At 68.9% G+C, this 10,797-nt stretch carries 7 protein-coding genes; 3 read left to right on the top strand and 4 right to left on the bottom strand.

Going from position 1 to position 10,797, the window contains the following annotated elements; translation table 11 throughout:
* On the bottom strand, window positions 1–1,246 hold a 1,246-nt coding region (locus tag K0M70_RS04915), incomplete at its 3' end, for an alpha-amylase family glycosyl hydrolase (protein ID WP_290780046.1).
* Between the two features lie 10 nt (window positions 1,247–1,256).
* Window positions 1,257–2,639 (bottom strand): MFS transporter, encoded by a 1,383-nt coding sequence (locus tag K0M70_RS04910; protein ID WP_290780044.1) that lies wholly within the window; start codon window positions 2,637–2,639, stop codon window positions 1,257–1,259.
* Window positions 2,640–2,846: 207 nt separating this feature from the next.
* On the opposite strand from K0M70_RS04910, the gene K0M70_RS04905 reads away from it, so the two are divergent.
* Window positions 2,847–4,028: a cation:proton antiporter gene (locus tag K0M70_RS04905; protein ID WP_290780042.1), complete on the top strand. Its 1,182-nt coding sequence runs from the start codon at window positions 2,847–2,849 to the stop codon at window positions 4,026–4,028.
* A gap of 167 nt (window positions 4,029–4,195) precedes the next feature.
* Here the strand turns inward: K0M70_RS04905 and K0M70_RS04900 are convergent, their stop codons facing one another.
* Entirely contained in the window at window positions 4,196–6,964 is a 2,769-nt protein-coding gene (locus K0M70_RS04900; RefSeq protein WP_290780040.1) for a TonB-dependent receptor, read from the bottom strand.
* A gap of 247 nt (window positions 6,965–7,211) precedes the next feature.
* Between K0M70_RS04900 and K0M70_RS04895 the strand changes: the two genes are divergently transcribed.
* Entirely contained in the window at window positions 7,212–9,821 is a 2,610-nt protein-coding gene (locus K0M70_RS04895; protein ID WP_290780037.1) for an alpha-amylase family glycosyl hydrolase, read from the top strand.
* On the opposite strand, the gene K0M70_RS04890 is transcribed toward K0M70_RS04895, so the two are convergent.
* A complete protein-coding gene (locus K0M70_RS04890) occupies window positions 9,818–10,606 on the bottom strand; it encodes an alpha/beta hydrolase-fold protein (RefSeq protein ID WP_290780034.1) in 789 nt (262 codons plus the stop codon). The genes K0M70_RS04895 and K0M70_RS04890 overlap by 4 nt on opposite strands.
* Here K0M70_RS04890 and K0M70_RS04885 point away from each other — a divergent pair.
* The coding region (locus tag K0M70_RS04885; RefSeq protein ID WP_290780031.1) for a hypothetical protein at window positions 10,592–10,797 on the top strand (206 nt) is incomplete at its 3' end. The two genes, K0M70_RS04890 and K0M70_RS04885, sit on opposite strands and share 15 nt — an antisense overlap.

Below are 10,797 nucleotides of genomic sequence, written 5' to 3'. Positions count from 1 at the left end.
TGCCGCGCGCGGTGAACAGCCAGTGGTGGGCGTCGATGAAACCGTCGTCGGTGGCATCCAGGCGCGCCATGTCGTGGTTGTCGTAGAAGGTCATCAGGTCGTACGGGTTCTGGTAGATGCCCTCTTCCAGCGCCAGCGGCGCCCGCAGCGTGGCGAAGTCGGCGCCCTTGGGGCCCACGGCCTCCGACAGCGCCTGCTTCACCGGGAAATCGAGCACGCTGATGCCGCCGTTTTCGGCAAACGTGAAGGGCGCGATGTTGGCGGCCTCGTAGTCGAAGGCCTCGCCGAACATGAAGAAGCCCGGATGCCGGGCGCGGATGCGGTCGGCGAAGGTCTTCCAGAACGACAGCGGCTGGTGCCGGATGGTGTCGATGCGGAACGCGTCCGCGCCCTGGTCGATCCACTGCAGGTAGGCGTCCACCAGGTGGTCCATCACGGCCGGGTTGTCGGCGGCCAGGTCGGACAGCTGGGCCAGGTCGGGCTTGCGGTTGTAGAAGGCGTGCAGCGGGTTGGCGGGGTCCAGCTGGTCCGGCGGCAGGTTGCCGTGGTCGGCGATCAGCGTGCCGTGCTTGTCGAACAGCTGGCCGAAGCCCGGCTGCTTTACCGGCATGGTCCAGCCCGGCGACGTATGGTTCGCAACGATGTCCAGCACCGTCTTGAGGCCCTGTCCGCGCAGGCCGCGCGTGAGGTCGGCGAAGGCCAGGCCCGGGCTTTCCAGGTGCTCGTCCACGGTGTGGAAGTTGCTGGCCCAGTAGCCGTGGTAGCCGGCCTTGCCCTGGTCGGTGAGGAAGCTGGTGCAGCTGATCGGGTCGCCGCCGGTGAAAGCTTCGTCGGGGTTGTCCACGATCGGCGTGATCCACACCGCGCCGAAGCCCAGGTCGCGGATGTAGGGCGCGTTGTCCAGCAGGCCGCGGAAGTCGCCGCCCAGATAGCCGATGTTGTCGCCTTCCGGGCCGCCGCAGGGCAGCGGGATGTCGAAGCTGCGGTGCTTCCCGCCCTGGTCGCGCTGGTCGTTGCCGGGGTCGCCGTTGACGAAGCGGTCGGTCACCACGAAGTACACCGCGTGTTCGGCCATGGGCTCAAGCGTGCCGTAGTAACTCGTGGCGGCCACGCGCGGCGAGGACAATGCGGGTGCCGTGGCATCGGCCGCGGAGGCACCGGCCGGCGCTTCGGGGCGCGTGCCGGGGGCGGCACAGGCGGTGGCCACGAGGGCGCTGGCAAGCACGGAAATCAGGATGGGTTTCATCGGCAGGCCCTCAGTGCGTCTCGGCGATCGGTTCATGCGCCGCCACGGGCTCGCGCACGCGCACCAGGCACAGCGCACCGATGATCAGGCTGGCGCCGCTGATCATCATTCCGTAGATCGCCTGGTTGTCGAACAGATGGCGCAGGCTGGGACCCAGCAGCGTCGCCGCGACGATCTGCGGGATCACGATGAACATGTTGAAGATGCCCATGCTGATGCCCATCTTTTCCTCGTCCACGCTGCTGGCGAGCAGTGCATAGGGCATGGACAGGATGCTGGCCCAGGCGACGCCCACCAGCGCGAACGAGCCCACCAGGTACACCGGCTGCGTCACCCAGGCCATCGACAGGAAGCCCAGGCCGCCCAGCACGAGCGCACCGAAATGAACGGCGCGCCGATTGAGCGGCCGGCGCGCGGCATAGAAGCTCAGCAGCAGCGCCACGGCCATCGACGACAGTCCGTAGTAGCCCATGTAGGACCCGACCAGGTCCGCTGCGTCCTGGAAGGCCCCGTTGGCCTGCGTGAACGCGGCCGCCTGCGCGGCATCCGCCATGTCGAAGGCCGTGACGTCCGGCGCCGGCGCCCTGAACACGTGTTCGGTGAGCGCCGGCGTCGCCAGGCTCCACATCGAGAAGAAAGCCAGCCAGCTGAAGAACTGCACCGTGCCAATGGCGAACATTTGCGCCGGCATGTTCAGCACGTGGTGCACGATCTCGCCGACCATGCCGCGCCCGGACTTTCTCTCAGCCGCGAAGCGCTCCGGATCCTCGGGCGGGTATTCCCTCGTGGTGACGATAGTGACCAGGATGCTGGCCAGGAACACGAACGCACCGATCGAGAACGCCATCTTCACCGACGGCGGCACCACGCCCGGGCCGGCCACGTTGGACACGCCCATCTGCGCCACCAGCCAGGGCAGGTTGCTGGCCACCCAGGTGCCGATGCCGATGATCAGCGTCTGCAGCACGAAGCCGTACGAGCGCTGCTTCTCGGGCAGCTTGTCGGCCACCAGGGCGCGGAACGGCTCCATGCTGATGTTGATCGACGCGTCCAGCACCCACAGCAGGCCGGCCGCCATCCACAGCGTCGACGAGTAGGGCATGAACACCAGTGCGATCGAGCTCAGGATGGCGCCCACCAGGAAGTAGGGGCGCCGGCGGCCCAGGATCGGATGCCAGGTGCGGTCGCTGAAGTAGCCCACGATCGGCTGCACCAGCAGGCCGGTGAGCGGCGCGGCGATCCACAGCAGCGGCAGCGCGTCCTTGTCCGCGCCCAGGGTCTGGAAGATGCGGGACATGAAGCCGCCCTGCAGCGCAAAGCCGAACTGGATCCCCAGGAATCCAAACGACATGTTCCAGATCTGCCAGAACGACAGCGTCGGCTTGCGGGTCATGGTTCCCCTCCCAGGGAAGCGCGCGGGGCGCCGATGTGTCGTGTTGCGCGCCTCGGTCCGGGTTCGGCCGGGCGCATTTTTGATGGACAACCCGATGGTAGGCTGCCGACGACCCGGCAGCCCGCCGCGTGCATACGTATTCACGCGACGACCGCCCTGCCGCGCAGGCATCTTGCCGCCATACCACCGCCAGGGAAACCGCCGCGCATGACCCCGATCGAACGCATGCTGCTGGCCATGACGCTGATCCTGGGCCTGCCCTACCTGGTCTGGCGTCTGGGCCGCACCGAATGCTTCGCGCCGCTGGTGGTGGTGCAGATCGTCACCGGCATCGTGCTGGGCCCGGGCGTGCTGGGCGCGATTTTCCCGGGCTACTACCAGGCGGTGTTCACGCCCGACGTGATTGCGCAGCTGGGCGCCATCGCCGCCTGGGCGGTGATGCTGTTCGTGTGGACGGCCGGGCTTGAGCTGGACCTGCGCGAAGCCTGGGAAAAGCGCGGCGAAACTTCGATCACCGCGGGGCTGGCGCTGGCCGTGCCGCTGGCCTTCGGCTGCGGCGCGGCGGCGGTGATGCTGGCGCAGGACGCGGCCTGGGCCGGCCCGCAGGCGCACTCCTGGCAGTTCGTGCTGGGCGTGGGCATGGCCTGCGCGGTCACGGCGCTGCCGATCCTGATCCTGTTCATGGAAAAGCTGGCGATCCTGCGCGAGCCGCTGGGCCAGCGCGTGCTGCGCTACGCCAGCCTGGACGACGTGGTGATCTGGGGCGTGCTGGCGCTGATCCTGCTCGACTACGAGCGGCTGGGCCGGCAGGCGATATTCCTGGGCGGCTTCTCGCTGGCGGCGTGGGCGCTGGCGAAGCTGGTGCCGCGCCTGCCTGAGCGCGACCGCTGGTACGTTTCCATGGTCTGGCTGGCGGCCTGCGGCTTCGCCGGCGACTGGTCGGGCCTGCACTACATGGTGGGCGCTTTCCTGGCCGGTGCGGTGATGGACCGGCGCTGGTTCAATGCCGAACACCTGGACCTGCTGCGCACGCACCTGCTGCTGGTGGTGATGCCGGTGTTCTTCCTCAGCACGGGACTTCGCACACAGTGGACGCTGGGCGGCGGCGCGGTGTTCGCAGCGGCGGCGCTGCTCCTGGTGGCGTCGGTCGGCGGAAAACTCGCCGGCGTCCACCTGGCGGGCAGGTGGCTGCGCTGGCCCAAGGGCGAAGCGACCCTCATCGGCTGGCTGCTGCAGACCAAGGCGCTGATCATGATCATCTTCGCCAACATCCTGCTCGACCGCGGCGTCATCGCCGCCGGCACGTTCACCGCGCTGCTGCTGATGGCCGTGGCCAGCACCATGCTCACCGTGCCGATGGTGGCCCCGCGCCTCAAGCGCAGCACCTGACTTTCCTACAGGCGGGCGCGTGAAAGCTTCCGCGCCCCAATGCGGGGTCCGGCGCCAGCACCTTCGTCTTGGCGGTGGGTACCGCGCCGGCGCCAGCCACCGCAACCGGGGAAGCGCCATAAAAAAACCCGCCGGCAGGGGCCGGCGGGTTGGGGAGAGACAGCGTCTCAGAACTTGTAGTTGATGCCGACCAGGTAGTTGCGGCCGTATTCGAAGAACTGGCGCGGACGCGAATCCAGGCCGTCGTAGGTCGAACGGAACGGCTCGTCGGTCAGGTTGTTCACCTGGGCCAGGAACGACAGGTCCTTGAGCGGGCCCGACTGCAGCGTGTAGCCCACCTGGAAGTCCACCACCGCCTCGCCTGCGAACAGGATGCGGGTGCGGTCGCCGCCGAAGCCCTGCACTTCACCCAGGAACTCCGAACGGCTGCGGCGGCTGCCGCGCACCGAGAAGCCATAGCGCTCGTAGTACAGCGTCACGTTGGACGTGTACTTGGAGAAGCCCGGCAGCGACGTGCTGGTTCCCGGGCCGTCGGGCGAAATGCTGGTGGTGCTGTCGGTGTAGCTGGCCTGCATGCCGAAGCCTTCCAGCGGCTGCCACAGCAGGTCGAACGGCACCGACACGGCCAGCTCGAGGCCCTTGAGGCTTCCGCCCTCGCCGTTCTGCGGCGAAGTGAACTCACCGATGTTCGACGGCGGGATGTCCGCGGGCAGCGTGCCGGGCGGGATCGCCAGGCCACTGAAGTCGAACGGCACCACCTGGTCGTAGATGTAGGTGCGCAGGTCCTTGTGGAAGTACGCGGCGGAAACATAGCCACGGCCGCCGAAGTACTTCTCGTACGACAGGTCCAGCGAGTTGGCGATCCACGGCTCAAGCTCGGGATTGCCGCCGCCGCCCGACCAGATGTCGCGGCCGCGGTCGATGCCGTAGCCGGCGTTGGCCCGCATCTGGTCCATGCGCGGACGCGCCATCTGGCGGCCGGCGCCGAACCGCAGCTTCTGCTCCCAGGGCAGGCTGAAGTTGAGGTTCAGACTGGGCAGGTACTCGGTGTAGGTGGCCCCACCGCTGATGGGGTCGCCGACCGGGTTGCCGTCGTAGGTGGCGAAGCCGTCCGAACGCTGGTCGGTCTGCACCGCCTGCAGGCCGATGTTGCCGCGCACCGGCACCGAACCCAGGTCGGTGTCGATGTTGGCCTGGACGAACAGCGTGGTGACGGTCTCGTCGATGCTCCAGTTCTTGTTGGCGATGTCGCCATTGGTGTTGCCGCGAAGCGCGTACACCGACTCCAGCGCAGCGCGGGCGTCATAGCCCAGCAGCGATTCCAGGCCGGCGAAGTTGAAGCCTGAACCGGTCAGCAGGCTGTCGGGGATGGCCAGCGTGGCGCCGTCGCGGCAGGCCACCAGGCACAGGAAGTTCTCGTTGGAGGCGCGGCTCTTCTCGCGGTCGGTGACGTTGGCGCCGAACGCCACGCTGGAGATCATGCCCTCCTCGAACGTCCGCTCGAAGTCCAGGCGGGCGGCCATCAGGTTGTCGCGGACCTCGAAGTCCTTGACGTAGCCGTCCTGGCCCCAGCCACCGGCGTCGGTGAGCACGAAGTTCGCCGGGTTGCCGTAGTCGAAGCCGAAATCGAACTCGAAGTAGCCGTCCGGGTTGAAGCGCGCGCTGCCCGAGTCGCTGATGCCTGCCGGGAAACCGGCGTAGGTCTCGAGGATGCGCTCCTGGCGATCGGCGCGCGACGCACTCAGGTCGAGGTCGATCGACCAGGCGTCGCCCACCTTGAACTCCTGCTTCCAGCCAAAGGACGCCAGGGTGTCCTCGGCGCCGTTGAAGTCGTTGCGCATCACCGGGTCGAAGCCCGAGAAGTCGAACGAGGTCACGGTGCCGTCGGCGTCGCGCACCTGGTTGGTGGCGGTGCCGCCGCCAAACTCCATGCCGCGCTTGATTTCTTCCTTGTCGAAGCGCGAGTAGTAGAAGTCGAAGATGGTGGAATAAGTGTCGGTCGGCTTGTACTCGATGGCCGCCATCAGGCCGTCGCGGGTGTTCTGGTTCTCGAAGTCGTAGAGCTTGCCGCCGCCCAGCTGGCCGGCGTTGTAACCCCAGGCCTCGAACTGATGGCCCTGGTTGGGGTTGTTCAGGCGCGCATAGCCCAACGCGATGCCCACCGTGTTGTCGGCGAACTGGTCGATGTACGACAGGCTGAAGCGGTTGCCGTACGACTTCTCGTCGCCCAGCTTGCTCATGTCGCCGCGCGCGTTGACCGCGATCTTGCGCTCGGAGAAGTCCAGCGGACGCAGCGTCTGCAGGTCCACGGTGCCCGACAGGCCCTGGCCCACCAGCGACGCGTCGGCGGTCTTGTACACCACCACCTGGCTCATCAGCTCAGACGGGTACTGGTCGAACTCGACGCCGCGGTTGTTGCCCAGGCTGACCTGTTCACGGCCGTTGAGCGTGGTGGCGGCGAAGTCGCCGGCCAGGCCGCGAATGTTGATTTCGGAGGCACGGCCGCGATCGCGCTGGGCGGTCAGGCCCGGCAGTCGCGCGATCGAGTCGGCGATGCTGGTGTCGGGAAGCTTGCCGATGTCCTCGGCGGAAACCGCTTCGACGATGGACGTCGAGGTTTCCTTGGTTTCGATGGCGTTCTCGATGCCGGCGCGGATGCCGGTGACCTCGAGCGTGTCCAGCACCGTGGCGGCCTTGGCCTGTTCGGTGGCCTGGATATCGCGCTGGGTTTGCGCCCTGGCTGCTTCGGTGGCCTGGATGTCGCGCTGGGTTTGCGCCTTGGCCTCGGCCGTTGCCTTGGCGTCGGCTTCAGCCTTTGCCTTGGCGGCTTCGGTGGCTTCGATCTCCTGCGCGGATTGCGCGAGGACCTGGCCGGAGCTCGCGATGATCGCGGATGCGAGTGCGACGCTCAGCATGTTGCGCTTGATTTTCAACATCTCCCCTCCCGGGACACGTTGGTGGGTAAAGCCTGTGCCCGCCGGAGGCTCCCTGTTGCCTGCCAGATACCGCGGGAATTTCGCGCCCGACAGTGCATGCCGTCGTGGCTGAGGGCGATAGTAGCCCCGGCTTCTGGCGTGGGGGACGCCCTGCATACGTATTCACGGCGCGGCGCACGAACCGGCGTCATGCGCGCGCATGCGGATGGGGTAAACCATGGCGAGTGCCAGCCCGGAGACCGGTCGCGTGAAGATCAGATGCCTGAGTTTCGCCAGCACCCTGCTGGCCTTGTCCTGCACAGCGGGCGCACTGGCAGCGGCCGAAGCCGCGCCGGCCGCCGCGTCGTCGGACTGGCGCGACCAGGTTATCTACTTCGTCATGATCGACCGCTTCGACGACGGCGACCCGTCCAACAACGACCAGGGCGCAGGTGAATACGACCCCGCCAGCGCCGCCCACTTCAGCGGCGGCGACCTGGCCGGCGTGCGGCGGCGCCTGGACTACATCCAGGGCCTGGGCGCCACCGCGGTGTGGATCACTCCACCCGTGGCCAACCAGTGGTGGGACGGCAAGGTGGGCTACGGCGGCTACCACGGCTATTGGGCCTCGGACTTCAAGTCCGTGGACGCCCACTTCGGCACGCTGGCGGAGTACCGGGCTTTGGCAGATGCACTGCACGCGCGCGAGATGAAGCTGGTGCAGGACATCGTGGTCAACCACACGGGGAACTTCTTCGGGTACGACCACACGCGTGACCCCGCCGATCCGGCCACGGGCTACTGGGCGAACACCGTTTCACGCCCGATGGCGGCGCCCACGCAGTCACCGTTCAGCCTCAACGATCCACGCCGCGCCGCCGACCGCGCCGCCGGCATCTATCACTGGACCCCACCGATCGCTGACTTCACCCGCCGTGAGCAGGAGCTCGGGCACGCGCTGGCGGACCTGGACGACCTGGACACGGAGAACCCGCAGGTGCGGCGCGCCCTGCGCGACAGCTATGGCCACTGGATCCGGGAAGTGGGCGTGGATGCGTTCCGCGTGGACACGGCCTTCCACGTGCCGGCCGACTATTTCCGCGACTTCCTGCATGCCGACGATGCCGCCGCGCCGGGCGTGCTGGCCGTCGCGCGCGCGGCCGGCAATCCGGACTTCCACGTGTTCGGCGAAGGCTTCGGCGTGGACAAACCCTACGCGGACACCCTTGCGCGCAAGATCGACGGCTACCTGCGCGACGCCCAGGGCCCGATTCTTCCGGGCATGATCAACTTCCCGCTGTACGGTGGCTTCGGCGACGTCTTCGCGCGCGGGCGCCCCACCGCCGAGCTGGCGCACCGCATCCGCAGCACGATGGCCATCCACGCCGACCCGCACCGGATGCCGACCTTCGTGGACAACCACGACGTCGAACGCTTCCTGGCCGGCGGCAGCGAAGCCGGGCTGAGGCAGGCGCTGCTGGCGATGATGACCCTGCCCGGCATCCCGGTGATCTATTACGGCACCGAACAGGGCTTCCGGGGACAGCGCACGGCGATGTTCGCGGGCGGTTACGGCAGCGGCGGGCGCGACCACTTCGACCACGGGGCGCCGCTGTATCGCTTCCTGGCCGACGTGACGGCGCTGCGGCGCGCGCAGCCGCTGCTTTCCCGCGGCGCGCCCACCGTGCTGCGCGACAGTGCGGCCGGTGCCGGCGTGCTGGCCTGGCGCACCGACCACGAAGGCCAGTCGGCGCTGGTGGTGTTCAACACCGATGACCAGCCGCGCCTGCTCGACAACCTCGACACCGGCCTGGCGCCGGGCACTACGCTTTCGCTGCTTCATGCCATCGCCGGGCCGGCGCCGCCGGCGCAGCTGGATGCCGAAGGCCGGCTGACCGTCGTGCTGCCACCGCGCGCGGGCCTGGTGTGGCTGGCTGGCGATGTCGATGCCGTCGCCGTGGCGACGCCCCACGCCGGCGCCATCACGCTAGATCCCTTGCCCGGAACGCCCAGACGCGGCGCGCTGGTATTGAGCGGACAAGCGTCCGGCGTACGCGGGTTCCAACTGCTGGTGGACGGAGCCATCGGCAGCGCGCAGCGCGTGCGGCCCGGGCCGGACGGCCGCTGGGGCGCCACGCTGGACACCGCCCGCTGGGTGGACCCGTCGGTGCGGCATCGCGTGGTGGCGTGGGCCCCGGGCACCGGCGTCGTTTCGCAGGGCCGACACTTCACCGTGGATCCGCTGTGGCGGCTGGCCGGCCGCGTAAGCGATGCCGCCGGCGACGACACCGGCCGCAGCGGTCGTTACGTCTACCCCGCCAGCGCGGGCTGGCGGCAGCATCGCCCGGGCGACCTGCGCGCGCTTCAGGCCGAGGTGTCGGGCGGTTCATTGCGTCTCACGATGCAGATGGCCAGCGTGGTCGCGGACTGGAACCCGCCCAACGGCTTCGACCACGTGAACTTCACCGTCTTCCTCACCCTGCCCGGCCGCGACGGCGGCGCCCGGGTGATGCCCCTGCAGCAGGCGTCCCTGCCCGGCGACCAGCGCTGGCACTACCGCTGGCGCCTGGGCGGCTGGACCAGCGCGGGGTTCTCAGCGGAAGGCGCCACGGCCACGCTGGAGGGCAGCGGCGTGATTCCTGCGCCGCAGGTGGCGGTGGACCGCGAACGCCACACGATTACCGTGACGCTGCCCGCGGAGTCGATGGCCTTTCCTGAAGACCTGACGGGTGCACGCGTACACGTCACCACCTGGGACTACGACGGTGCCTACCGCGCGCTGCAGCCCGAACCCGGCGGCCACCAGTTCGGCGGCGGCGCCACCACCGACCCGAAAGTGTTGGACGAAGCGACCCTGGTGATCGAACCCGCCCACTAGTCCCGCGGCGGGCCCAGCAGGAACTGCAGCGGCTCATGCACCCGGCGCTGCCAGGCCTCTTCGTTGTGGGCCGCGCCCTCGAAGCGTCGCGTCACGAAGTCGCGGCCCTGGACGTATCCGCGCTGGCGCAGGTGTGCGTCCATCGCCGCCTGGTAGGGCGCGTAGCTGGCGTCCACGGCGACGGTTCCGAAATCGAAGTACAGCCGGTGCGCGCCCGGCGCCGGCAGGCGCTGCGCCAGCCAGTCCACCACCGCGCCGTCCCCCGCGGGCCAGTGCGTGGAAACGCCGCCGGCCGCACCGAACACCGCCGGGTACTCGGCCAGGGCGTACAGGGAAATCAGCCCGCCCATGCTCGAGCCCATCACCGCCGTGTCCGCGGGACCGGACAGGGTGCGGTAGCGCGCGTCCACGCGCGGCTTGAGCTCTTCCACCAGGAAGGCCAGGTAGGCGTCCGACTGCAGGTCCTGCGCAAGCCCGGTGTCGAACCCCGCCACGCCCGAAGCGATCGGCCCCGGCGGAACGGCCTTGGCCGGCATGTATTCCTGGAAGCGCGACGGCGTGTTCCAGATGCCCACTACGATGGCTTCGCGCACGCGGCCCGCCGCGACTTCGCGCGTCATCACGCCGTCGATGTCCCAGTCCACGCCGCCGTAGGACAGCGCGCCGTCAAACAGGTTCTGGCCGTCGTGCAGGTACAGCACCGGGTAACGTCGCTCCGGCTGCAGCGCATACGACGGCGGCAGCCAGACATCGATGCGGCGCGCCGCGACGTGGCGCGAAGGCATGGGCTGGAAGCTTTCGATCGTGCCCGTGGCGCGCGGCGACGGGACGTGGGGGGGGGGGGGGGGGGGGGGGGGGGGGGGGGGGGGGGGGGCGGGGGGGGGGGGGGGGGGGGCAGGTCGGCCGGCAGCCCCAGGTTTTGCCAGGCGGCGTCGACGCGAGCAAGCCAGGCGTTCTTGGCGGCGTCGCCGCTGAC

The sequence above is a fragment of the Arenimonas sp. genome (genome assembly GCF_019459675.1).
Taxonomy (GTDB): domain Bacteria; phylum Pseudomonadota; class Gammaproteobacteria; order Xanthomonadales; family Xanthomonadaceae; genus Arenimonas.
Note: the sequence above shows the minus strand (reverse complement) of the source record. Positions and strands in the feature narration are given on the sequence as shown.